Here is a 23234-nt window from a genome sequence, read left to right on the forward strand (position 1 = left end):
ATGCTACCGATTCATGAACAGAAATGGTCGCTGGTGTTTCCGGATACCGCGGGCGAACCTTGACCCATGACGAGACGCGACATGCTGCTGGCCGCGCTGGTGGCGACGATGTGGGGCTTCAACTTCGTCGTCATCGACTGGGGCATGGATGGCATCCCGCCGCTGTTCTTCGTCGCCATCCGGTTCGCGGTCGTCGCGCTCGCCGTGGTCCTCGTGCCGCGCCCGCTCGCGAGCTGGAAGACCGTCGTCGGCGTCGGACTCTTCATGAGCCTCGGCCAGTTCGCCCTGCTCTACACGTCGATCGCGCTCGGCCTGCAGCCCGGCATCGCGGCGCTGCTGCTGCAGGCGCAGGTCGTGCTCACGATCCTCGTCGCCGCGCTGGCGCTGCGCGAGCGGCCCACGCGCCTGCAGGTCGCGGGTGTGCTGCTCGGCACGGTCGGGCTGGGCGTCGTGGCGCTCGGGCGCGGCGGCGACGCGCCCGCGATCGCGGTCGTGCTGTGCCTGCTCGCCGCGCTCTCGTGGGCGATCGGCAACGTGGTGGCGCGCCGGGCCGGGCCGGTCGCCCCGGCGCGTCGGTTCGGTGCGCTGTCGCTCACGGTGTGGTCGTCGCTCGTCGTGCCGCTGCCGGCGCTCGGACTGTCGGCGCTCATCGAGGGGCCTTCCGCGATCGCGGCCGGCGTCGCGGCATTCGGATGGCGGCCCATCCTTTCGACCCTCTACACCGCGGGGCTCTGCACGCTCGTCGGGTACGCGATCTTCAACGGGCTGCTCGCGCGGAATCGCTCGGCGTCGGTCGTGCCGTGGGTGCTGCTCGCGCCGGTCGTGGCGATGGCGTCGGCTGCGGTGCTGCTCGGGCAGGTGCCGAACGTATGGGAGACCGCGGGCGGGGCGGTGCTCGTGGCAGGAGTGTTCGTGGCGAATGCGCCGGGGCGGCGGCGGGGGAAGGCGGCGGGGGCCGGGGCTGCGCCCAGGGTCGTGGCGGCGCCGGGGCCCGGGGCTGCGCCGGGGGTCGCGGCGGCGGCGGGAGCGCCGGCCGCGGCGGAGGCCGTGCCGGAGACTGGGACGCCCGCGGCGGTGGTGGCCGCAGCCGTACGGACTGCGCCGGAGCCGGAGGCGCCCGCTCCGGAAGCCGTGGCGCCCCGGACCGGGTAACATGCCACGACCTGTCCTCCCCAGAGAGTCGTCAGAGAAGCTCATCCACAGTCAGATTTCCTGATCAGGGCTTTTTTCTGACGCCAACCGGATGTCGGTGGGTGGGTGCAGGATCGAAGCATGGAACAGTCGCCGACCCCGCAGCATCCGCCAGGCGCGCTCGCAGCGCTGCTGCGTGATGTCGCGGCGCTGCGCGAGGTCTGGCGCGGCGGCTCGCCCGCGACGGGCGCCGCGCGTGGCGCGCAGGTCGAGGTCGAGCGGCTGAGCGATGCCGGGCTCAAACGGGTCACCGATGCGCTGGCGAAGGTCCAGCGCGACGTCGATGCGGCCCTCGCGAGGGTGGCCGCGGAGGTCTCGAGGCGGTCGGGGCCGGAGTTCGGCGAGACGGGGTTCGCGAAGGCGCAGGGCTTCCACAACCCGACGCGCCTGATCGCCTCAGCCACCGGAGGGTCGCTCGGCGACGCACGCCGGCTGATCACCGTCGGCACCGCCACCGCCGAACGGCAGACGTTCACCGGTGAGCGGCTGCCGTCACGGCGCCAGTACGTCGCCGAAGCGCTCGAGGCGGCCGCCATCAGCATCGAGGCGGCATCGGCGATCACCACGATGCTCGACCGGGCGTCGATGCGATCCGACCCAGATCGCGCCCGAGTCGTCGAGCGTGCATTGGTCGACCTCGCAGGGCAGGTCCCGCTCGAGACCCTCCTGCGCGGCGTGCGAGAGGCCGAGGCGAGGCTCGATCCCGACGGCGTCGAGCCTCGCGAAGACGAGCTCCGGATGGAGCGGTCGTTGACCATCCGTGAAGACCGGCGCGGGATGGTGCACCTGACCGCACGACTCGACCCGGAGAGCGCTGCTCCGGTGAAGGCCGCGATCGAGGCGCTCGTCAGCGACGTGCTGCGCCGGCGCGAGCAGGGTGCGAGATCCGTCGGAGCAAGCGCGGTCAGCGCAGGCGCGGTCGGCACAGGCCCGGTCGGCACAGGCCCGGTCGGCGGGGGCGCAGGCGGCGGCGAACTGCGCCCGGTGGTCGACGACCACCGCACGATCCCGCAGGTCCAGGCCGACGCGCTCGCCACGCTCGCCCGCCACACGCTCGGCTGCACCCAGACGCTCACTCCGCTCGCGAAGACCACCGTGATCGTGCGCGTCGACCTCGATGCGCTGGTCGAAGGAATCGGCCACGCGCGCATCGACGGCCTCGAACAGCCGATCTCCCCCGCCACCGCCCGTCGTATGGCCGCCGATGCCGACATCATCCCCGCCGTGCTCGGCGGCGAAAGCCTCCCCCTCGACCTCGGCCGGGCCGCCCGCCTCTTCACCAAGGCCCAGCGGCTCGCCCTCGGCGAGCGCGACGGCGGCTGCGCCTCTTGCGGGCAGAACATCGGCTACGTCGAAGCGCACCACATCGACTGGTGGGAACGCGACGCCGGCCCGACCGACCTCTCGAACGGAGTGCTCCTGTGCTCCTTCTGTCACCACATGATCCACCGCGACGGATGGCGCATCCACGCAGGCCCGACCGACGTGTGGTTCATCCCGCCACCGCAGATCGACCCGGCCCGGGTCCCCCGACTCGGCGGACGCGCGCGCTTCGAGCTGCGCGACGATCTCGCGGCGTGACCTCGGAGCGCGGCGACGGAATTCCGCGTTGTCGGGCGACGCCACCCCGCCGCTCCGCGCATGCCGGCAGGGCGTCGGCCCCACTCCCGTCACTCCCCGCCCGCGGGCGAGGTCTCCCTGGTCGCGATCCAGTAGACCGTGTACGAGTAGCCGGCGACGACCACCGTTCCGAGCGCGATCTCAGCACCGAGCTGAGCGGCCTGGCCCAGCGTCGACACACTCAGGTAGCCGTTCTTGATCGGGAACATGAGGCCGGTCGGCAGGCCCTTGATGCCGTGCACGCGGAGCTGAGCGACCGTCTCGGCGAGCGCCTCTTCGAGCCCGCGCAAGATGTACGACTTCTTGTAGAGCGTCATCCCGACGGCCGCGCGGAACTCGCGAAACGCCAGCAGCTTCGGGCTCAGGATCGAGTGGACCTGCTCGTGGAACTTCGCGAGGTTCTGCTCGGTCACGGTGCCCTTCGTCGAATACCAGTAGTCGCCGTACCTGTTGGTGCCTCCGGTGCCGGCGCCCTTCGAGGCATCCCCCTTGACGGTGGGCTTGTAGAACCGCGCGCGCTCTCCGCCTGCGGCGACGTCGCCCACCGCTCCGGCCGTCGTGCTCTCGGCGGATGTCGCAGCATCCGCCGCGACGCCGAATCGCGTCGCCGCCTTGCGGCTGAGCTCTCCCGCGGCATCCTCGCCGACGACCGCGACCGCACGGGCGCGGAACGCGACCAGCGCCTCCGGCGTGCGCAACGCCGCGAGCGCCCGTGCACTCGGCCGAACCGCGCGCGCCAACGGCCCGAGCTCGAGTCCGAGCGCCAGCGCGTCGATCATGACCCACGCGAGCGTCGGCTCCTTCAGGGAGATGTCAGCCTCGGATTCCTCGAGCGCGACATTCTCGGCGGCCTTCTCGTTGCGGTACTCCGTGATGCTCCCGGCGAGGTTCCCGGCGCCCCAGGCGGCGGCCACCGCCATGCCGGCGGCCGGAGTGAAGACGAGCCCCGCGACGACCGACGTCACGATCGCCAGCGCGACCTTCACCCAGCTGAGGAACGACTCGTCCGACTCGATCTCGGCGATGCGACGCTGCACCGCCCCGATGAGCACCGGGTCGTCGACCCCGAGGCGCTGCAGCGTGATCTGCAGGACATTGCGCAGGTTCCACACCTTGAGTTCGTCGTCGGCGATGGCGCGCCGCACGCGGGTGATGTTCTCGAGGATGTCGGCCACAGGTCCGCGGACCATCTCGCCGAGCTGGTCGTACGGCGCCATCGCGAACATGCCCGGGCGGTACGTCGAGTTCAGCAGGATCGGGTACTCCCGACCGAAGCCGAACCGCGCCGCGTCGTACACCGCGCGACGCTTCGGCGCGATCTGGCGGTTCTTGTCGAGGTTGGCGATGTCGACCAGCACGCTCTTCTCGTTCTCCGGAACCATCGCCGCGAACTCCTCGGGCGTCGGCACGCCGGCCGGAGGCGCGAATCGGCGCAGCGCATCCTCCGCGACGCGGATCGACAACTCCGCGGGGTGCGGGTCGAGTTCGGCGAGCGTGCGGTCGGCGTCGAGGAACCCGTCGATGTCGGGGCTGCAGACCTGCTTCGAGTACCGCTCCTGTTCCGCCTTGGCCTCGTTCTCGTTGGCGGTGAGCATTCCGTCGGCAACGAGCTTCGCCTCGCGGAGGAACATGCGAGGGAACTCCTCGTTCACGAGCCGCAGCAGCGCCGCCTCGTCCGCGACGCCGAGTTCCGCGAGTCGCGCCCGGATGCGCCGGCTGAGATCCTCCTCGTAGCCGTGCGCCGTGGCGTACTCCTCGAACAGTCCGCCCTGATCGCCGCCGGCCGTTCGCGCCCTCGCCTCCATGTCGGCGAGCGCCCGCCGCGCCGCGTCGCGGCGCTCGATCAGTCCGACGACGTCGCTGCCGCCGGTGGCCTGTCGCAACCTCTTCGCGTCGGCTTCGTCGAGCGCCGGGCGCAGCAACGTCGAGTACCGGTCGGGCAGCGGCATCCCATCGGCCCCCACCGGTGCGGGCTTCGGCGGCGCGCCGCCTCCGGGCGAGGCCCACGGCGCCATGCTCATGTTCGGGTTCGACGGCGCCGTCGGCCTGAGGGTGAGCTCGGGTGGCACGGTGAGGGTCGACTGCCGGGCGACGGTGATCGGGCCCATCGCACCGACACCGGCAGCGGCGGATGCCGCGACCAGCCGTGCGACGGCGGCGTTCCCGCCGGCGCGCTGGAGCTCCATCAGCTCGCCGCCGGGAACGCGCATGACGCCGGTCGCGGGGTTCACCGAGATGCGGGCCGATGCGGAGGCCGGCGCCGCCGTCGAGAGCGTCGCGGGTGCCGGCCTCCGGGCCGACGTCGACGCCGGGCGCGGCTGGGCGCGTCCGAGTGCCCGATGCAGGCCGGGGCTCCGCGGGCTTGCGCTGGCGACCGCGGAAGACGCGCCTCCCATGCTCGGACGCTACCTGCGGCGCGACCATGGCGCACCCGGCCTGCCCGAACGGGCAACGGGCGACGCCCGAAGGCGCAGCGGACGACGTCTGCGGGACGCCTCAGCCCGCGCCTCAGACGTCGGCGGATGCCGCGAGCCGCTCCCCCAGCCAGGCCCGCGCCCGCCCGTGGAACGCGCGCGTCACGTCGGCACCGCGAGCGATCGACTCGAAGCCGTGCGGGGCCCCGAGCACCACGTCGACCGTGCAGTCCACGCCGGCGTCACCGAGCGCCGCGGCGTAGGCGAGGTCCTCGTCGTGGAACAGGTCGATGTCGCCCACGCCGATCCACGCCGGCGGCAGCCCGGCGAGGTCGGCACGTCGGGCCGGAACGGCGAAGTCGGGCACCGCACCGGCCTCGGCACCAGGCGCCGCCGCGAGGTAGGACGACCAGCCGACGAGGTTGTCGCGATTGGTCCAGGCGAAATGCCGCACCGCATCGAGGTCGCGCCGCGCCGCGGTTCGGTCGTCGAGCATCGGGCAGTACAGCAGCTGCGCGACGGGCTGCTGCGCGCCGTCGGCCAGTAGGCGCTGCGCGAGCGCGGCCGCGAGCCCGCCGCCGGCGCTCTGCCCGCCGACGGCGACGCGGGCCGGGTCGATGCCGCGCGCCGCTGCGGCATCCTGCAGCCACTGCCACCCCGCCGCGCAGTCGTCGAGCGGCGCAGGGAACGGATGCTCCGGGGCGAGTCGGTACTCGACCGACACGACCACGATGCCGAGGCGCTCCGCGAGCCGCGCGCACCACGTGTCGTCCTGCGCGGCGGCGCCGATCACGAGGCCGCCGCCGTGGATCCACAGCAGCGCGCCGCGGCCGGGCGCCACCGACGCCGATTCGCCGGTGGGCGTGAAGACCCGCACCCCGGTGCCGGGAACGTCGAAGTCGACCCGCTCGAACCGCACGCCCTCGGCGGGCTTCGGAGCCGGAATGAGCCCGAGGGCGGCCTGCGCCATCCGTCGCTGCCACGAGTGACGGACGCGAGGGCGCGGGAACCACCGATAGGCCCGCCGGAGCTCCGGGTGGAGGTCGGCGATGCGCATGCGCGCCGGGGCGGGAATCACGTCGTCAGCGCGGGGGCTCCTCATAGTGATCCGATTCTGGCGCACGCGATTGCTCACAGCAGATTCCCGACCACGGATGCCGATCGGCGATATATCGTTGACATATCGTCGAGACCCGAACAGGGCCCCGCTTCAGGGAGGTCATCATGAGCGATTCAGGTTCGTACATGGGCGGCGGCTTCGGCAGCGGTCCGGGCAACCGGGGCCGGGGCAACCCGGGACAGGGCCTGTGGGATGCCATGCAGGAACTGCGCGGCATGTTCGAGCAGAAGGTCGCACCCCGCATGGGCAAGGGCGACGTCCGCGCCGCGGTGCTCGCGCTCCTCGCCGAGCAGCCCATGCACGGGTACCAGATCATCAACGAGATCGCCGATCGCAGCGGCGGGGCGTGGAAGCCGAGCGCGGGCTCGGTGTATCCGACCCTGCAGTTGCTGGCCGACGAGGGACTCATCAGCGCCGAGGAATCGGGCGGACGCAAGACGTACACGCTGACCGAGGCGGGAAGGGCCGAGGCCGAGGCATCCGCCGACCGCACCCCGCCCTGGCCGACCCCGCCCGGCAGCGGAGCCGGCGGCGGGCGCGGACGCGACTTCGGCATGTCAGGCGCGCTGCCCAAGGCGGGCATCGAACTCGCCCAGGCCGCCGCGCAGGTCGGCCGCTCCGGCACCGCCGACCAGGTGAAGGAAGCGGTCGAGGTCCTCGAGGACGCACGCCGCAAGCTCTACTCGATCCTCGCCCAGGGCTGACCGAGTGCCCTCGACACGTCGGCATCCGGCAGGCAGGATGCCCGATGTGGGGAACACGCGCGCCCGCTACCGGCGGATCCTCCGATTCGCCGCCAGGTACATCGTCCAGACCTGGTGGTTCGAGATCGTGCTGCCCCGGTTCGGGCTCGCCCGGTTCGCGGCGCGCGGTCGCGCGGCGCGTCTGACGCGCATCGCCGAGCGCTTCCACATCCTCGCCGTCGACCTCGGCGGGCTCATGATCAAGGTCGGCCAGTACCTCTCGTCCCGGCTCGACGTGCTCCCGCCCGAGATCACGCGCGAACTCGCCGGGCTGCAGGACGAGGTGCCGCCCGTGCCCTTCGACGACATCCGTCGACTCGCCGAGGCCGAGCTCGGCATGCCGCTCGAGCGCGCGTACGCCTCGTTCGACCCGACCCCGGTCGCCGCGGCATCCCTCGGCCAGGCGCATCGCGCCCGCCTCTCCCCCGTCGACGCGGCCGACATGGGCTACGACGACGCCGTCGTCAAGGTGCAGCGGCCCGGCATCGAGGTCATCGTCGACGTCGACCTCAAGGCGCTGCGCCGCGTCGCCGACTGGCTCAGCCGCGTGCGGTTCGTCGCGAGCCGGGTCGACCTGCCCGGGCTCGTCGAGGAGTTCGCCACCACGAGCCTGGAGGAGATCGACTACCTCCACGAGGCGCAGAACGCCGAGCGCTTCGCCGCGAGCTTCGCCGGCGACCCGCGCGTCGCCGCGCCCGAGGTCGTCTGGGAGCGCACCACCCGCCGCGTGCTCACCCTCGCCGACGTCACCGCCATCAAGATCAACGACCGCGCCGCCCTCGTCGCCGCGGGCATCGACCCGAAGGCCGTCGCCGCCCAGTTCGCGACGGTCATGTTCGACCAGCTGTTCCGCGACGGGTACTTCCACGCCGACCCGCACCCGGGCAACATCTTCGTCACGCCGGTCGGGGTGCTCGCGGGCGAGACGGATGCTGCGGCGGCGGAGTCGACGGCGACGGCGACGGCGACGGATGCCGCGGGGCCGGCGCCCGACGCTGCATCCGCTGCCTGGAAGCTCACGTTCATCGACTTCGGGATGATGGGGCAGGTGCCAGACGGGCTGCGGCAGGCACTGCAGCAGCTGATGATCGCGGTCGCGGCGCGCGACGGGAAGCGCCTGGTGGAGAGCTTCCGCAGCGTCGGGTTCCTGCTGCCGACCGCCGAGACCGCGGAGCTCGAGCGCGCCATGACCGAGCTGTTCGCCCGCTTCGGCGGCATGGGCTTCGCCGAGCTCGCGCAGGTCGACGAGCGCGAGCTGCGGCGGTTCGCGATCGAGTTCGGCGAGGTCATGCGGACGCTGCCGTTCCAGCTGCCCGAGAACTTCCTGCTCATCATCCGCGCCATGTCCCTGACCTCGGGCATGTGCAGCTCCCTCGACCCCGAGTTCAACATCTGGGACGCCGTCGAGCCCTACGCCGCCCAGCTGCTGCGCGACGAGCGCGGCAACATCGTGCAGGCGCTCGGTCGCGAGGCGGTGTCGGTCGTCGGGACCGCCTGGCGACTGCCGCAGCGCCTCGACAAGGTCGTCGACCGCATCGAGCAGGGCCGCCTCGTCGCCAGCTCGCCCAAGATCGAGCAACGGATGTCGCGTCTCGAGCGCACAGCGGGCCGCATCGTGTCGGCGGTGGTCTTCGTGGGGCTGTTCCTCGGCGGCATCCTCCTGCGGCTCGACGAGCCGGTGTGGGGCGGGATCCTGCTCGGGGTGTCGGTGATCCCGCTGCTGCACGCGGTGTTCGCGGGCGCGTTCGGGCGGCGCGGGCCGCCCTGATCAGGCCGACGGTGCGGTCGGCCGTCGCGCGCTCGCGGACTCACGCCGCCGGATCCCAGGCCCGGCATTGCGCACGCCGCGAGGCGGCGCGAAGATCGCACCATGGACGCCCGGGTTCGCAACGTGCAGGCCGCCCTCGATTCGTTCTCCGAGCCGTGGCAGCCGCGGCGACTGGCGAGCGTGAACGACTACGAGGTGAAGGTCGTGAAGCTCCTCGGCGAGTTCACGTGGCACTCGCACCCCGACACGGACGAGCTGTTCATGGTGCTCTCGGGCGAGCTGGTCATCCAGCTGCGCGACGGCGACGCGGAGCTCGGCCCGGGCGACGTCTTCGTCGTCCCCCGCGGCGTCGAGCACTGCCCCAGGGCCGACGGCGAGGTCTCCGCGATCCTGATCGAGCCCGAGGGCGTCGTCAACACCGGGGACACCCCGAGCGAGCGGACGACGGAGGTCCGAGAGCTCGACTGACCGGCTCGGCGGCGGACGCCTGGGACGGCCCGGCGAACGAACCGGCGACCTCTCCGCAGCTCAGGCCAGGGGCGACGCCGACGGCGAGATCACCGAGTCGACGATCGCCTCGATCGCGAACTCCGACGCGCGACCGAGGTCGACGGCGTCGGGATCGAGGAGCCACTGCACCTGCAGCCCGTCCATCACGGCGAGGATGCTCGCGGAAGCGAGTTCGATCGTTTCAGGAGCGGCGACGCCGTGCTCCTCGCACACGACCTCGAAGGCGCGGGCGACCTCTCCCCGCAGGGTCTCGTACCGCTTCTGGAAGAACGCGCGCCCGGGATGATCGTCGGTCACCGACTCGGCCGACAGCACGACGTACGCCTGGACGATGCCCGCCCGATGCGCGTTGACGAACGCCGTCCGCACGAGGTGCCGGAAGAGGGCCATCCCGCCGGGGATGTGCTGCTCCTCGAGGTCGGCCACGTCGGTCTCGTCGCGATGACTCAGCACCTCGAGGAGGAGCTGGTCCTTCGATCCGAAGTGGTGGAGGATCCCGGCGTGGGTCATCCCCACCTGATCGGCGATCTCCTGGAGCGTTCCGCCCGCGAACCCCTTGTTGCCGAAGATCTCGACGGCGGCATCGAGGATATCGCGCCGACGCGCCAGCGTCTCGGGCCGCGAACGCGGTTGCCGACGCTGACCGGTCATCGCTCCTGACATCCGCCGACACCCCCTTCTCCGTCTGTCGGAACCGAGTCTACGCAGGCCCTCTGCGGCTCCGGAATCGACGCGTTGATTAACTTACTTACTTGATAGTAAGTTAACTCCGCAGTCACTCGACGCCGGCGTCGTCCTTCGGGAAGCGCGGCGTCGTGCCCCCACACGAAGGAGAAGCAATGAGGCTCAGTACGTCCCTCGGCGTCGTCGGCATCGCCGCGGCCCTGGCGCTCACCGGTTGCGCCGGTGCCAGCCCCGCCAGCACCCCGGCAGGGAGCGGCGCGGCGCTGACGATCGCCAAGCCCGACGGCGCGATCACCACCGAATCGCACAACCCGTACCTCGGCGACTCGTCCGCCTCGAAGTACGGCTACGCCAAGGTCATCTTCGAGCCGCTCGCGCTCGTGAACCCGACGGGCGACCTCGGCACCACGCCGTGGCTCGCCGAGTCCGTCGAGTGGAACGACGACTACACCGAGCTCACCGTCGTCCCCCGCAGCGGCGTCAACTGGAGCGACGGCACCGAGTTCACCGGTGACGACATCGTCTTCACCTTCGACCAGTTCCTCACCGGCAAGCTCGCCGACACGTCGGGCCTGAAGTACGAGGGCGCCACCGTCGACGGCGACGCGATCACCCTGAAGTTCGGCGACTCGAAGTACGTCTCGCAGGCGCGCGTCCTGCACACCCCGATCGTGCCCAAGCACATCTGGGAGAACATCGACGACCCGAACACCGACCCGCTCACCGGTGAGGGCCTCGCCGTCGGCACCGGCCCCTACGTGCTCGACACCTGGTCGACCGAGTCGGTCACCCTCACCGCGAACGAGGACTACTGGGGCGGCGAGCTCGCCGTTCCCACGCTGAACTACGTCTCCTACGGCGACAACGCCGCCCTCACCACCGCGCTCGTCTCCGGCGAGGCCGACTGGGCGCAGGCCTTCATCCCGCAGGTCGAGGACAGCTACCTGGCCGCCGACGAGGACAACCACTTCCTCGCCTCCCCCACCGCGGGCGCCGGCACGCTCTTCATGAACCTCCAGACCAAGCCGTTCGACGACCCCGCCCTCCGCGAGGCGCTGGCCTGGACGATCGACCGCGACGCCTACGTCGACATCGCCCGCGAGGGTGCGAGCACGGCCATCTGGAGCGCGACCGGCCTCGGCGACCTGCTCTCGGACGAGATCCTGCCCGAGTACGCGGACGACGTGTACTCGGTCGACGTCGACAAGGCCAAGGGCATCCTCGAGGACGCCGGCTACACCTGGAAGGACGAGAAGCTCGTCGACCCGGACGGCGAGGCCGTCTCGTTCTCCATCTCGGTTCCGGCCGGCTGGAGCGACTGGAACACCGAGCAGGCCCTCATCGCCGAGGAGCTCGACTCCGCCCTCGGCATCGAGGTCAAGGTCGACCAGCCCGACTGGGGCGGCTGGGACGCCGCTCGCCAGGAGGGCACCTTCCAGGCGATCATCCACTGGCTCGAGGACAGCGGCAACGCCTACGGCCTCTACACCTCGACGATGGACCAGAAGTGGATCGTCGACGACCGCGCGCAGTTCAACTTCGGCCGCTTCGACGACCCCGCCGTCACCGACGCGCTGAACACCTACGCCAACGCATCGTCGGACGCCGAGCGCGAGGCCGCGCTGGCCGTCATGCAGGGCGCGTTCGTCGAGAACGTGCCGGCCATCCCGCTGGGCTCGCACCCGCTCCTCGGCGAGTACAACACCCGCAACTACGTCGGCTGGCCGACGGAGGACGACCAGTACGCCTCGGCTGACCCGACGCAGCCCGGGATCGTCCAGATCCTGACCAGCCTGCAGCCCGCCGGCTGACCCGGACGCGGTGGGGCGGATGCATCCGGTGCATCCGCCCCACCCGTTCGTCGGCATCACCCGGCACCTCAGGCATCACGAAGGGAACCCCCACCCATGAGCGACACGTTGCTCTCCGTCCGCGACTTCTCGGTCGTGTACGACGTCGAGCCGCCCGTGGCGGCCGTCAGGAACGTCAGCCTCGACCTCCGGCGCGGCGAGATCCTCGGCCTCGCCGGCGAGAGCGGCTGCGGCAAGACCACGCTCGCCTACGGCGTGCAGCGCCTGCTCAAGGCGCCCGCCGTGATCACCGGCGGCTCGGTCGTCTTCCACGACGCATCCGGCGAGGACATCGACGTCAACGCCCTGGATGCCGACCAGATGCGCCGGTTCCGCTGGGACAAGATCTCCATGGTGTTCCAGGGGGCGATGAACTCCCTGAACCCGGTCGCGACGATCGGCTCGCAGCTGGAGGACGTCTTCGAGGTCCACCGCCCCTCCATGAGCCGCGCCGAGCGCCGGGCCGAGGTCGTCGAGCTGCTCGAGATCGTCAAGGTCGGCGCGCAGCGCTCCCGCTCCTTCCCGCACGAGCTGTCCGGCGGCATGCGCCAGCGCGTCATGATCGCCATGGCCCTCGCGCTGCGCCCCCAGCTCATGGTGATGGACGAGCCGACCACGGCGCTCGACGTGCTCGTGCAGCGCGAGATCCTCACGCAGATCTCGGCCCTCCGCCACGAGTTCGGCTTCTCGGTCGTCTTCATCACGCACGACCTCCCGCTCCTCCTCGAGATCAGCGATCGCATCGCGATCATGCGCGCCGGCGAGATCGTCGAGCTCGACACGGCGGAGCGGATCTGGACCGACCCCCAGGACGACTACACGAAGACGCTGCTGTCGTCCTTCCCGCGCCTCACCGGAGAGAAAGGCATGGTGCTCCGATGACCGTCCTCGAGTTCGACGCCGTCACGAAGGTCTACGCGGTCCGTGGCGCCGGCCACATCACGGCCCTCGACGAGGTGAGCTTCACGCTCCGGTCGGGGCAGACGATCGGCCTGGTCGGCCAGTCGGGCAGCGGCAAGTCCACGATCGCGAAGATCCTGACCCAGCTCGAGACGCCGTCGAGCGGCGAGGTGCGGCTCGACGGCGAGCGGATTCCGCGTCACGGGAAGGGCCTGCGCGCCTACCGCCAGCAGTTGCGGATGGTCTTCCAGGACCCGTTCGCCTCCCTGAACCCGTACCACTCGATCCGATACCACCTGCAGCGTCCGCTCCGACTCGATCGCGTCGTGCCGAAGGCGGAGGAGGACGACGAGGTGCGGCGCCTGCTCGAGCGAGTCCGACTCGATCCCGACGCCGTCATCGACCGACGACCCCACGAGCTCTCGGGCGGCCAGCGCCAGCGCGTCGCGATCGCCCGCGCCCTCGCATCCCGCCCGAAGCTCCTCGTGGCCGACGAGCCGGTCTCGATGCTCGACGTCTCGATCCGCCTCGGCGTGCTGAACCTCCTCGCCGACCTGCAGCGCGAGGAGGGGCTCGGCGTGCTCTACATCACGCACGACCTCGCCACGGCCCGGCACTTCAGCGACGAGATCCTCGTGCTCAACCAGGGCCGTGTCGTCGAACGCGGCCCCGCCGACGACGTCATCCTCCGACCCCGCGACCCGTACACGCAGGCGCTGCGCGCGGCATCCCCCGACCCCGACGCGCACTTCGCGTCGGCATCAGCATCCGCATCCGGCATCCGTGGAGGTGCGCAATGACCTCGATCCAGCCCCGAATCCCCACCGACGCCGACGCCGGCGTTCCCGACGACCCCGAGGGCGCCGCGCTCGCCGACGACCCGGCCGTCACCGACCGCACCGGCATCGCCGGCGGCACCGACGCCGTCGAGGCCGGCACCACGGCGACGCGTGCGGTGAAGGGCCGCTCGCGTATCCCGTGGCGGTTCCTCGGCGGCCGCGCCGCGTTCTACCTCTTCACGCTCTGGGCGGCGATCACGATCAACTTCTTCCTGCCCCGGATGATGAAGGGCGACGCGGTCACGCAGTACCTCGCGCGCAATCGCAACGTCAGCCCCGAGGCCGCCGACGCGCTCCGCACGCTCCTGGGCCTCGACACCGACAAGAGCCTCTGGCAGCAGTACCTCGACTACTGGGCGCTCCTGCTCCGCGGCGACCTCGGCGTCTCCCTGCTTCACGGACTGCGCCCGGTGACCGAGGTCATCGGGCAGTCGCTGCCCTGGACCATCGGCCTCGTGGGCTTCGCGACGGTCGTCTCGTTCGCGATCGGCACCGTCGGCGGCGCGATCGTCGGATGGCGGCGCGGCAGTCGGCTCGACGCGCTGATCCCGATCACGACCTTCCTCAGCACCATCCCGTACTTCTGGCTCGGGTTGCTCGCGATCGCGGTGTTCTCGGTGAACCTCGGCTGGTTCCCGATCGGCAAGGCCTACGGCGTCGGGATGACGCCCGAGTTCACGCCCGAGTTCATCGGCCAGGTGATCCACCACGGCACGCTGCCCGCGGCGACGATCATCATCGCCTCGCTCGGCGGCTGGATGCTGGGCATGCGCAACATGATGCTCACGGTCCTCGACGAGGACCACGTCATGGTCGCCGACGCGAAGGGGATGCCGCGGAAGCGCGTGCTCTGGGGGTACGCCGCGCGCAACGCCGTGCTCCCCCAGATCCAGAGCTTCGCCCTGTCGATCGGGTTCATCGTCGGCGGCACGATCGTCATGGAGATGGTCTTCAGCTACCCCGGCGTCGGCAAGCTCCTGCTGGATGCCACGAACGCGAAGGACTACGCGCTCATGCAGGGCGTCTTCCTCGTGATCACCCTCTCGGTGCTGCTGGCGAACCTCCTGGCCGACGTCGCCTACGCATTCCTCGACCCGCGCACGCGCCAGACGGAGGCCTGAGCCATGGACATCCTCACGAACGACCGCGTCGCCGACCCGACGACCGCCCGACCGGCGGGCGTGCCCGCGACCGCGAAGATCCGAACCGCGGACGATCGGGCGGCGAGCGCGCACCGCACTCGACCGACGTTCCGGTCGAAGCTCGGCTCCGCCTTCGCGATGTTCCGGAACGGCAAGTCGATCGCCGGCCTGTCGATCCTCGGCTTCTTCGTCCTCGTGGCGATCCTCGCCGACGTGCTCGCGCCGTACTCACCCACCGCGGTCGACCACGCCGCGCGCTTCCAGCCCCCGTCGGCCGAGCACTGGCTCGGCACGACCCACATCGGCGAAGACGTCCTGAGCCAGGTCATCCACGGCACACGCGGCGTGATCGTGGTCGGCTTCCTCGCCGCGATCATCGCGACGCTCATCGCGATCACCGTCGGGGTCGTCTCGGGCTACGTGCGCGGATGGCGCAGCGAGAGCCTCTCGGCGCTCACGAACGTCTTCCTCGTGCTCCCGGGCCTCCCGCTCATCATCATCGTGGCGTCGATGTTCGAGGACCCGCCGCTGTGGGTCATCGCCGCCGTGCTCGGACTCATCGGCTGGGCGTGGGGCGCCCGCGTGCTGCGCGCCCAGACGATGTCGCTCCGCAACCGCGACTTCATCCAGGCCGCGCGCGCCAACGGCGAGCCGCTGCGCCGCATCATCACCGTCGAGATGCTCCCGAACCTCATGGCGCTCATCGCCGCGAGCTTCGTCGGCACGGTGACCGCCGCCATCATCGCCCTCACGACGCTCTCGTACATCGGCGTGATCCCGGTCACGACCTACAACTGGGGCACGATCCTGAACTGGGCCGGCGCGCAGGGCGCGTTCCGGCAGAACCAGTGGTGGTGGTACCTGCCGCCCGGGCTCTGCATCGCGGCCATCGGCGTCGCCCTCTCGCTGATCAACTTCGGCATCGACGAGTACGTCAACCCGCGCCTGCGGTCCGCCGGAGAACGGGCCCGCGCGATGAAGAGGAAGGGCCTGAACGTGAACGACACCGTGACGGCCGTCCGCCCCGCCTCCAGCACGACGACCACGACCGAGGAGACCTCGTGACCACTGCCGATATCGTCAGCCCCATGTACCTCGACTCCAGCAGACCAGTCGCCGACCGCATCGCCGACCTCCTCGGGCGGATGAGCGTCGAGGAGAAGGTCGGCCAGATGCTGCAGCTCGACGCCCGCGAGGACCTCGAGGACCAGGTGCTGCGCCAGCACGTCGGGTCGATCCTGCACGCGTCCCCCGAGCGCATCGCGCTCGCGCACGAACTCGTCGCGCAGACGAGGCTGCGGATCCCCCTGCTCGTCGGCGAGGACTGCATCCACGGGCACTCGTTCTTCGAGGGCGCGACGATCTACCCCACGCAGCTCGGCATGGCCGCGTCGTGGGACGCGGACCTGCTCGAACGCGTCGCGCGGGCGACCGCAGAGGAGGTCGCGGCGACCGGCGTGCACTGGACCTTCTCTCCCGTGCTGTGCATCGCGCGCGACCTGCGCTGGGGACGCATCGACGAGACGTTCGGCGAGGACCCGTTCCTCATCGGCGAGCTCGCCTCGGCGATGGTGCGCGGCTACCAGGGCGGAGGGCTCGACGACGACACGGCGATCCTCGCGACCGCGAAGCACTTCGCCGGGTACTCCGAGACGCAGGGCGGTCGCGACGCGAGCGAGGCCGACCTCTCGCGCCGCAAGCTCCGCTCCTGGTTCCTGCCGCCGTTCGAGCGCGTGGCGAAGGAGGGCTGCCGCACCTTCATGCTCGGCTACCAGACGACCGACGGCGTGCCGATCACGGTGAACGACTGGCTGCTGAACGACGTCCTCCGCGGCGAGTGGGGGTACACGGGCACGCTCATCACCGACTGGGACAACGTCGGCCGCATGGTGTGGGAGCAGAAGGTGCAGCCCGACTATGCCCATGCGGCCGCGGCCGCGGTGAAGGCCGGCAACGACATGGTCATGACGACGCCCGGGTTCTTCAACGGAGCCCTGGAGGCCATCGAACGCGGGCTGCTCGCCGAGTCCGACCTCGACCGCGCGGTCTCGCGCATCCTCCTGCTGAAGTTCGAGTTCGGGCTCTTCGAGAACGCGCGGAAGCCCGACCTCGCGCGCATCGAGGCGGTCGTCGGCAACGGGGCGCACGCCTCGCTCAACCTCGAGGCGGCCCGGCGCTCGCTGGTGCTCCTGCGCAACGACGGCGCACTTCCGCTCCTCGAGGGGCGGGCGCCGGATGCCGCGGGCCGGGCGATCTCGGACGGCACCCCCCGCCGCGTCGCCGTGATCGGCCCGCTCGCCGACGACGCGCAGACGCAGCTCGGCGATTGGGCGGGCTCGTCCGGCCAAGCGGACTGGCTCCCCGACGGCCACCCGCGCGGCATGATCACGACCGTCCTCGACGGGCTCCGCCGCACGGCGCCGGCCGATTGGACGGTCGAGCACGCCGAGGGCGCACGCATCCTGACCCTCGAGGAGGACCCGGAGGGCGCGTTCTTCCCCGACGGCCAGCCGCGACCGCAGGTGGTCGTCCCGTGCGCCCCCGACGCGGAGCTCATCGCCGGGGCATCCGACGCCGCCCGCCGCAGCGACTTCGCGGTCGTGGTGGTCGGCGACCGCATCGAGCTCGTCGGCGAGGGCCGTTCGACCGCGACGCTCGAACTCGTCGGCGACCAGGTCGCGCTCCTCGACGCGGTCGCCGCATCGGGCACGCCCTTCGTCGTCGTGCTGCTCGCCTCGAAGCCGCTCGTGCTCCCGCCGTCGGCGGAGCGCGCGTCGGCGCTCGTCTGGGCCGCGAACCCCGGCATGGAAGGCGGGCGGGCCATCGCCGAGCTGCTGCTCGGACTCGTCGAGCCGACCGGGCGCCTGCCGATCTCGTTCGCCCGCCACGCCGGGCAGCAGCCGACGTACTACAACCAGATCCGCGGCCAGCACGGCACCCGCTACGCCGACCTCACGCAGAGCCCGGCGTACGCGTTCGGCGAAGGGCTGACGTACACGACCGTCGAGTACTCGGGCCTCCGCATCCTCGACGCGGCCGTCGAACCGAGCGGCACCGTTCGGGCCGAGGTGACGGTCACGAACAGCGGTGACCGCCCCGCACGCGAAGTGGTGCAGGCGTACGTGCGCGACGAGGTGACGTCGGTGAGCTGGGCGGACAAGGAACTCAAGGCGTACCGGCTCGTCGACCTCGAGCCCGGCGAGTCGCGCGTCGTTCCCATCGACGTCGACGTCGCCGACTGCACCCTCGTCGACGCGCACGGCGCGCGCGTGGTCGAGCCGGGCACGTTCGAGCTGCTGGTCGGCCCGTCCTCACGCGACGACGCGCTGCTCGAGGCATCCTTCGCCGTGGTCGACGGCGCGCCGGCTACGACGAGCCGGCGCTGAGCGGGCAGGGGACGACGGCGGCGTTCCCGCGCGTCGTCCCCCCGTGGCATCCGCCTCGAGCCGTGCCGGGGCGGATTCAGTCGTCGGAGAGGATCGCCTCGAGCCGTGCCGTGCACTCGGCGACGAACTCCGGGAACGTCGTCCAGTAGTAGGGGATGCCGCTGATCGCCACCGCGATCGCCCATCCGCGGGCGCGCAGCCAGGTCGCCTCGTCGAGGCGCAGCGCGTCCCGATAGGCGTGCCGCGCGTCGCCGGGCAGGTCCCAGACCGGGGCGTGCTCGGCGTCGGGTGCGCCGACCGAGAGCGCGCCGAAGTCGATCACCGCGTTCAGGCGACCCTCGTGCGCGAGCAGGTTGCCCGGGCGCAGGTCGCCGTGCAGCCACACGTGCGGCGCGGCCGAGTCGGGCCGTGCGAGGGCCTCGCGCCACCAGTGCTCGAGGCGATCGACGTCGACCCGCTCGCCGATCAGGGGGCGGGATGCCGCGAACGCGGGCTCGACCCACTCCGCCGCTCCGCCGAGGCTCCCGCCCCGGTACCAGCTCAGCTCCCCCGTACGCCGACCGCCCATGAGGTCGATGCGATGCAGCTCGCCGACGAACCCGGCCAGGTCGGCTCCGAACACGGTCCAGTCGTCGACGGTGTCGGATGCGGGCGGAGCGCCCTCGATCCATCGGTAGACCGACCACTCGACGGGATACGCGGGCGACGGCGAACCCGCGTGCACCGGCTCGGGGATGCGCACCGGCAGGCCGGGCGCGAGCCGCGGCATCCACTCGCGTTCCTTGCGCAGCGACGCCGCGCCTCCCGGCGTCCGCGGCATCCGCACCAGCAGGTCGTCGCCGAGCCGGAACATCACGTTGTCGGTACCGCCTCCGGCGGCCGTCAGCGGCAGGTCCGCCCAGTCGGGGCGTTCCCGCCGCACGACGGATGCCGCGAGGTCGGCGTCGATCGGGAGCTCGTCGTGGTGCAGGGGCATCGGGTCAGTCTTGCAGCCGGCCCGATGCCGTCGCGCCGATCAGCTCGGCAGCTCGATCATGTACGAGACGATCTCCGTGATCCTCCCGTCGGCCGCGAAGTCGAAGACGTCGCACGACGCCACGATCGACACCCCGCCGTCCGCGTCGGTATAGCGGGCGAGGGCGTCGACGACCACGCTCTCCTCGCCGACGACCGACCGGAACCGCTGGAACTCCGTCGTGACGTCGGCGAGGTCGGCGGACGTGCGCTCGATCGCCTTCGCCACCGCCTTGCGCCCGACCAGCGGGCCACCGCCGACGGAGGTCCAGATGACGTCATCCGCGAGATGCTGCAGGGCGAGGTCGAAACGGTGGCCCGAGAACGCCCGCGCGATCTGCTCGGTGGTGAGGTCGGTCGTGGTCTCCATGCGGCTCGCTCCCATCGCGCGGCATCCCGCGCCATTGCGGTTGACGAGTTCACGATCACCCGGATGACGACGAACGTCAAGTGTCGTCGGTCGGATGGCGCGTGTCCCAGGCCGATCGGGCCTGCGCATCGAGCGGCATCTGCACCGCGGCATCCGCCCTCGCACGCCCACCACCCCTCGTAGGGTCAATGACCGCGTCGAATGATCCGGCCGAGCAGGTCACCGAGGTCGAAGCGCTTCACGAGCGAGTTCACCGAGTTGATCCGAGACTGCAAGGTGTTCGCACGTCGGAGAAGCGTGTCTGCTTCGACTGCGGTGCCAGCCGACTCCACGGCAGCGGCGCATGGAGTTGCGCCGAGGATGAGCTTCGACATCACCTCGTCCATCGTCGTTGCGGTGGCCCCTGCCTCCGTGGCCGCCAAGGCACACGTCGCAACCGCGGCTCTCGTCTTCGAGCCGGACGTCGCCCACCGCTTCAACTTGTTGAACGCCATCGATCCCGCCACGTCGACGGCGAGCACGGAGAGGGACAGAGCAGTGTCGAAGTCCCACGTGAAGTCCGCGGCGCGTCCTGACACTCTCATCGCTTCGCCGGCGAGAACGTACGAGCCGGTGGATCCCATGTCGGCGAGGGATTCCCGCATGAAGCGGTTCCTCACCTCAATCAGTGGAGAGGTGTTGACAGGTACCGGCTCGTAGGTGGAACCGGGGGTCGATGACCAGAACCTGATCGGCTGGCTCGATGTGTTCTGAATCACCAAGAATGTGTCGGAATAGTCCCCGCACACTCCGATCTTGTCGACCTCCTGCTGAAGTCGATAATCATCGATGGCGAACCGATACAGGATCGGGGCGTTCCAAGGGCAACTCGACTGGATGCCTGCGCTCGCCGTCGCCGACGGAACGATCGCCATGATCGCAGCGAGCATGAACGCCACGGACGTCGCGATCGACAGGCGTAGCGGGCGCTTCGGCCGGCGATCTGTTCTTGGAACGGAGCAGCGCAGCAGCATATCGTCCATGTGTCCCCCCAGGACTCAAGACGGGCCAACGCTACGCCCGGATGCATATCCATCACAGGACCTGAGCAGAGAGTTCACCCGAACTGGGGGGATGGCCGAAGTCTCGTGCCTCGACGCTCCCCGCTTCCCCCGCGCGGCCGATCCTCTAAGAGATCCGCCACGCATACGCGTACGGCTGCGCGAACTGGGTGATGCGGAAGGCGCGAACGACGACCTTCGCGGTGCCGGGCGGCATGCCGACCCAACGGACCTGCTCGACGTTGTTGGCGCGGTCGAAGCCGGCGGTGGTGCCGACGTTGCCGTGGCGCTCGGTGCCGTCGGCGGCGATCACGATGAGGTCGAGGTCGTTCTGCAGCAGCGCACCGGGCGGGTCGGACCAGACGAGCGTCACCTTGAACGTCGCGCCGCCGACGGCGAGCAGGCCCTGGTCGTCGTGCTTCGGCGCCTCCTCGGGGATCTCCACCTCGAACGACTCCTCGTCGCCCTGCTCCAGCGGCCCGCCCTCGCCGAAGCCGCCGTCGCCGGCCGGCCCTGGCAGGATGATCGACCCGGCGAGGTCCACTCGACCCCAGCCCGAGTTCGTGTTGGGCGACTCCCCCGCCTCGGAGGGCGTGTACTGCCCGGGCAGCTCGACCGCGCCGTTCACGAGCAGGGCCTTCACCAGTGCGGCGCTCGGCGTCGCCAGCCCGTTCTTCACGAGCGTCTCGCGGATGACCGCGGCGCAGCCCGCGACGAGCGGCGTCGCCATCGAGGTCCCCGTGTCGAAGAAGAACAGCGGATCACTGGAGACGCCGAAGTCGGTGCCGCCGGGCGCGTTGCGCGAGAGCGTCGAGAGGATGCACGTGCCCGGCGCGATGACATCGGGCTTGATGCGCCCCTCCTGCGTCGGTCCGCGGCTCGAGAACGCCGCCATGCCCACCGACGAGTCGGCCTGCAGGTCGCTGCCGACCGGGTCGGCGGGGTAGTCGGACGGCCAGTAGTCGCCGTAGGTGAACCCGAACTTCCGCACGCTCTCGGAGGCGCCGACGGTGATGCAGTTCTTCGCCGCCCCCTCGGAGCCGATCTGGCTCGGATCGATCGCCCCGTCAGCATCGCCGTCGACGCCGTCGTTGCCCGCCGCGAAGCAGATCACCTGGTCGGGGTTGTTCCAGACGAACGCGTCGATCTCGCGCGACGACGGGCTGTACGGCAGGCCCGGGATCGTCGAGCCCCACGAGTTCGTGTGCACGCGCGCGCCGTCGTCGTAGGTCGGCTGGAACAGGTCGGTCAGGTCGGCGGGGATGCCGCCGAGCCGGCCGGCGGAATCGATCAGGCTCTGCAGGATCAGCTGCGCCTCGGGGGCGGTGCCCTCGATCACGCCGCCCATCGTGGCCGAGTTGCCGCTGCCGAGCACCGACCCCGCGACGTGCGTGCCGTGCCCGTGCGGATCGTCGGCGCGCGCCGGCGAGGTGCGGCCGAGCGCATGCAGCTTCACCACCCGCCCGGCGAAGGCGGGGTGCGGGTTCCCCGCGTCGCCCGTGTCGAACCCGGTGTCGGCGACCGCGACGACCTCGCCGTCGCCGCGATACGTCGTGCCGCCGACCGTGACGTCGGCGTGCAGGATGCCGCGCGCGACGTTGTTGAACAGACGTCGCTCGGGCACCGGCTGGATCTCCCGGACCTCGTCGATCGTCGCGAGCCTCGGCAGCCGGCCCTGCTCGGTCGTGACGCGGAGCTTGGCCGGGGTCACCTCGACCTGGTCGGGGTCCACCTTGGCGGCTCGGGCGACGCGCGCGACGAGTTCGTCGGACGGCGTGACATCCGGATGCAGCAGCAGGTCGACGGGAGTGAACGCCCGCGACGGATGCGGCGTGTCGAACCCGAAGTCGCGTGGCCCTGCCGCGTCGACGTTCGCGCCGACGAGCGACGGCGGGACCTTGAACGCCTTCGCATACGGCCCAGCCCAGTCGACGAACGGGAGGTCGGACACGGGCGTGATGTCGCTCGGCGGATACGTCGCGAGGTAGGTGTTGTCCGAGACGTACTCCTGCACCTCGGCCCCGGTGTCGGCCACCGCTGCGCGCTGCTCGGCCGTCATCGGCTCGGTCGTGTGGATGAGGATGTGGTCCGAACTCGCCACTTCGCCGGCATCGAGGCCGAACGCCTGGAGGTCGCGCTGGGGAGCGCTCGTGTCGACGGTGATTCCGTTGATCGTGATCTTCGGCATGGCTGGCCCTCGCGCTCTCGGTCACGGGACCGGGTCCGGCACGGGCGGCGATCCCGACGGCACCTGAAATCGGCGGCGCGAGTCTAGCCCCGCCCGATGGGGGCGGCAATGCACGGGCGGGCGGATGCCTCCGGCCGTTCGGGCACGGATCGGATCCCCTCGGGGCGACGCATCCGTCGGTGGGTCGCCCTAGCCTCGGGTCATGCGGCATCCGCCCCGTCACCCGCGGTGCCCCCGCCGAACACGCTCGGCCTGCACCGCGTGATGTTCGCCGTCGACGACCTCGACGACACCCTCGCTCGCCTGCGCCCGCACGGCGCCGAACTGCTGCGCAAGATCGGGAACTACCAGGACGAGTACCGCCTCTGCTACCTCCGCGGGCCGGCGGGCATCATCGTGGCGCTCGCCGAGCAGGTCGGCTGACCTGATCGTTCCCGGCGCGAGCGCCGGCCGCC

19 protein-coding genes are annotated in these 23234 nt (G+C 71.1%); 12 read left to right on the top strand and 7 right to left on the bottom strand.

Annotation, left to right across the window (positions count from 1 at the left end; all coding sequences use genetic code 11):
• Positions 1 to 66 precede the first annotated feature (66 nt).
• Positions 67 to 1152, top strand: coding sequence for an EamA family transporter (locus tag ACSJD1_RS05900; protein ID WP_438854380.1), 1086 nt, complete (start codon positions 67 to 69; stop codon positions 1150 to 1152).
• A 120-nt stretch (positions 1153 to 1272) separates the two neighbouring features.
• A complete protein-coding gene (locus ACSJD1_RS05905) occupies positions 1273 to 2772 on the top strand; it encodes an HNH endonuclease signature motif containing protein (RefSeq protein ID WP_438854381.1) in 1500 nt (499 codons plus the stop codon).
• Positions 2773 to 2861: 89 nt separating this feature from the next.
• Here the strand turns inward: ACSJD1_RS05905 and ACSJD1_RS05910 are convergent, their stop codons facing one another.
• Entirely contained in the window at positions 2862 to 5042 is a 2181-nt protein-coding gene (locus ACSJD1_RS05910; RefSeq protein WP_438854382.1) for a hypothetical protein, read from the bottom strand.
• Between the two features lie 277 nt (positions 5043 to 5319).
• Complete coding sequence (locus ACSJD1_RS05915) at positions 5320 to 6327, bottom strand: alpha/beta hydrolase (protein WP_438854383.1); 1008 nt, start codon at positions 6325 to 6327, stop codon at positions 5320 to 5322.
• A gap of 122 nt (positions 6328 to 6449) precedes the next feature.
• Between ACSJD1_RS05915 and ACSJD1_RS05920 the strand changes: the two genes are divergently transcribed.
• The 3 genes from ACSJD1_RS05920 (at position 6450) to ACSJD1_RS05930 (ending at position 9324) form a co-directional block, all read left to right on the top strand.
• Complete coding sequence (locus ACSJD1_RS05920) at positions 6450 to 7049, top strand: PadR family transcriptional regulator (RefSeq protein WP_438854384.1); 600 nt, start codon at positions 6450 to 6452, stop codon at positions 7047 to 7049.
• Between the two features lie 37 nt (positions 7050 to 7086).
• Positions 7087 to 8856, top strand: a complete 1770-nt coding sequence (locus tag ACSJD1_RS05925; RefSeq protein WP_438854385.1) for an ABC1 kinase family protein — start codon at positions 7087 to 7089, stop codon at positions 8854 to 8856.
• Between the two features lie 102 nt (positions 8857 to 8958).
• The gene (locus tag ACSJD1_RS05930) at positions 8959 to 9324 is read left to right on the top strand and encodes a cupin domain-containing protein (protein WP_438854386.1); all 366 of its coding nucleotides are present in this window, start codon (positions 8959 to 8961) and stop codon (positions 9322 to 9324) included.
• Positions 9325 to 9384: 60 nt separating this feature from the next.
• Here ACSJD1_RS05930 and ACSJD1_RS05935 read toward each other — a convergent pair whose 3' ends face one another.
• Positions 9385 to 10017, bottom strand: coding sequence for a TetR/AcrR family transcriptional regulator (locus tag ACSJD1_RS05935; RefSeq protein ID WP_438854387.1), 633 nt, complete (start codon positions 10015 to 10017; stop codon positions 9385 to 9387).
• Positions 10018 to 10205: 188 nt separating this feature from the next.
• Here ACSJD1_RS05935 and ACSJD1_RS05940 point away from each other — a divergent pair, with 188 nt between their 5' ends.
• The 6 genes from ACSJD1_RS05940 to ACSJD1_RS05965 all read left to right on the top strand — a co-directional run bounded on the left by ACSJD1_RS05940 (position 10206) and on the right by ACSJD1_RS05965 (position 18167).
• Positions 10206 to 11861, top strand: coding sequence for an ABC transporter substrate-binding protein (locus tag ACSJD1_RS05940; RefSeq protein ID WP_438854388.1), 1656 nt, complete (start codon positions 10206 to 10208; stop codon positions 11859 to 11861).
• Positions 11862 to 11957: 96 nt separating this feature from the next.
• Entirely contained in the window at positions 11958 to 12782 is an 825-nt protein-coding gene (locus ACSJD1_RS05945; protein ID WP_438854389.1) for an ABC transporter ATP-binding protein, read from the top strand.
• A complete protein-coding gene (locus ACSJD1_RS05950) occupies positions 12779 to 13600 on the top strand; it encodes an ABC transporter ATP-binding protein (protein ID WP_438854390.1) in 822 nt (273 codons plus the stop codon). The genes ACSJD1_RS05945 and ACSJD1_RS05950 overlap by 4 nt, the downstream gene beginning before the upstream one ends.
• Positions 13597 to 14760 carry an ABC transporter permease gene (locus ACSJD1_RS05955; protein WP_438854391.1) on the top strand — a complete coding sequence of 388 codons (1164 nt, stop codon included), beginning with the start codon at positions 13597 to 13599 and terminating at the stop codon, positions 14758 to 14760. Before ACSJD1_RS05950 ends, ACSJD1_RS05955 begins: the two co-directional genes overlap by 4 nt.
• Positions 14761 to 14763: 3 nt before the next feature.
• Positions 14764 to 15846, top strand: a complete 1083-nt coding sequence (locus ACSJD1_RS05960; protein ID WP_438854392.1) for an ABC transporter permease — start codon at positions 14764 to 14766, stop codon at positions 15844 to 15846.
• A 23-nt stretch (positions 15847 to 15869) separates the two neighbouring features.
• Entirely contained in the window at positions 15870 to 18167 is a 2298-nt protein-coding gene (locus ACSJD1_RS05965; RefSeq protein WP_438854560.1) for an exo-beta-d-1,3/1,6-glucosidase, read from the top strand.
• A gap of 76 nt (positions 18168 to 18243) precedes the next feature.
• On the opposite strand, the gene ACSJD1_RS05970 is transcribed toward ACSJD1_RS05965, so the two are convergent.
• The 4 genes from ACSJD1_RS05970 to ACSJD1_RS05985 form a co-directional block, all read right to left on the bottom strand.
• On the bottom strand, positions 18244 to 19143 hold the full coding sequence (locus ACSJD1_RS05970) for an aminoglycoside phosphotransferase family protein (protein ID WP_438854393.1): 900 nt from the start codon (positions 19141 to 19143) through the stop codon (positions 18244 to 18246).
• Between the two features lie 39 nt (positions 19144 to 19182).
• Positions 19183 to 19551, bottom strand: coding sequence for a nuclear transport factor 2 family protein (locus ACSJD1_RS05975; protein ID WP_155842879.1), 369 nt, complete (start codon positions 19549 to 19551; stop codon positions 19183 to 19185).
• 185 nt (positions 19552 to 19736) lie between these two features.
• The gene (locus ACSJD1_RS05980) at positions 19737 to 20573 is read right to left on the bottom strand and encodes a hypothetical protein (RefSeq protein ID WP_438854394.1); all 837 of its coding nucleotides are present in this window, start codon (positions 20571 to 20573) and stop codon (positions 19737 to 19739) included.
• A gap of 145 nt (positions 20574 to 20718) precedes the next feature.
• The gene (locus ACSJD1_RS05985; protein ID WP_438854395.1) at positions 20719 to 22779 is read right to left on the bottom strand and encodes a S8 family serine peptidase; all 2061 of its coding nucleotides are present in this window, start codon (positions 22777 to 22779) and stop codon (positions 20719 to 20721) included.
• 96 nt (positions 22780 to 22875) lie between these two features.
• Here ACSJD1_RS05985 and ACSJD1_RS05990 point away from each other — a divergent pair, with 96 nt between their 5' ends.
• Entirely contained in the window at positions 22876 to 23202 is a 327-nt protein-coding gene (locus ACSJD1_RS05990) for a VOC family protein (protein ID WP_438854396.1), read from the top strand.
• Positions 23203 to 23234 lie beyond the last annotated feature (32 nt).

Origin of the sequence: Agromyces excoecariae, from assembly GCF_051715505.1 — a bacterium.
Lineage (GTDB): Bacteria > Actinomycetota > Actinomycetes > Actinomycetales > Microbacteriaceae > Agromyces.

Bases quoted from the DNA above. Each gene is read 5' to 3' on its own strand.
- ACSJD1_RS05955 (WP_438854391.1), top strand. From the start codon at position 13,597: ATGACCTCGATCCAGCCCCGAATCCCCACCGACGCCGACGCCGGCGTT.
- ACSJD1_RS05935 (WP_438854387.1), bottom strand. From the start codon at position 10,017: ATGACCGGTCAGCGTCGGCAACCGCGTTCGCGGCCCGAGACGCTGGCG.
- ACSJD1_RS05985 (WP_438854395.1), bottom strand. From the start codon at position 22,779: ATGCCGAAGATCACGATCAACGGAATCACCGTCGACACGAGCGCTCCC.
- ACSJD1_RS05940 (WP_438854388.1), top strand. From the start codon at position 10,206: ATGAGGCTCAGTACGTCCCTCGGCGTCGTCGGCATCGCCGCGGCCCTG.
- ACSJD1_RS05960 (WP_438854392.1), top strand. From the start codon at position 14,764: ATGGACATCCTCACGAACGACCGCGTCGCCGACCCGACGACCGCCCGA.
- ACSJD1_RS05965 (WP_438854560.1), top strand. From the start codon at position 15,870: ATGTACCTCGACTCCAGCAGACCAGTCGCCGACCGCATCGCCGACCTC.
- ACSJD1_RS05920 (WP_438854384.1), top strand. From the start codon at position 6,450: ATGAGCGATTCAGGTTCGTACATGGGCGGCGGCTTCGGCAGCGGTCCG.
- ACSJD1_RS05950 (WP_438854390.1), top strand. From the start codon at position 12,779: ATGACCGTCCTCGAGTTCGACGCCGTCACGAAGGTCTACGCGGTCCGT.
- ACSJD1_RS05900 (WP_438854380.1), top strand. From the start codon at position 67: ATGACGAGACGCGACATGCTGCTGGCCGCGCTGGTGGCGACGATGTGG.
- ACSJD1_RS05905 (WP_438854381.1), top strand. From the start codon at position 1,273: ATGGAACAGTCGCCGACCCCGCAGCATCCGCCAGGCGCGCTCGCAGCG.
- ACSJD1_RS05975 (WP_155842879.1), bottom strand. From the start codon at position 19,551: ATGGAGACCACGACCGACCTCACCACCGAGCAGATCGCGCGGGCGTTC.
- ACSJD1_RS05970 (WP_438854393.1), bottom strand. From the start codon at position 19,143: ATGCCCCTGCACCACGACGAGCTCCCGATCGACGCCGACCTCGCGGCA.
- ACSJD1_RS05945 (WP_438854389.1), top strand. From the start codon at position 11,958: ATGAGCGACACGTTGCTCTCCGTCCGCGACTTCTCGGTCGTGTACGAC.
- ACSJD1_RS05930 (WP_438854386.1), top strand. From the start codon at position 8,959: ATGGACGCCCGGGTTCGCAACGTGCAGGCCGCCCTCGATTCGTTCTCC.
- ACSJD1_RS05915 (WP_438854383.1), bottom strand. From the start codon at position 6,327: ATGAGGAGCCCCCGCGCTGACGACGTGATTCCCGCCCCGGCGCGCATG.
- ACSJD1_RS05925 (WP_438854385.1), top strand. From the start codon at position 7,087: ATGCCCGATGTGGGGAACACGCGCGCCCGCTACCGGCGGATCCTCCGA.
- ACSJD1_RS05980 (WP_438854394.1), bottom strand. From the start codon at position 20,573: ATGGACGATATGCTGCTGCGCTGCTCCGTTCCAAGAACAGATCGCCGG.
- ACSJD1_RS05990 (WP_438854396.1), top strand. From the start codon at position 22,876: ATGGGGGCGGCAATGCACGGGCGGGCGGATGCCTCCGGCCGTTCGGGC.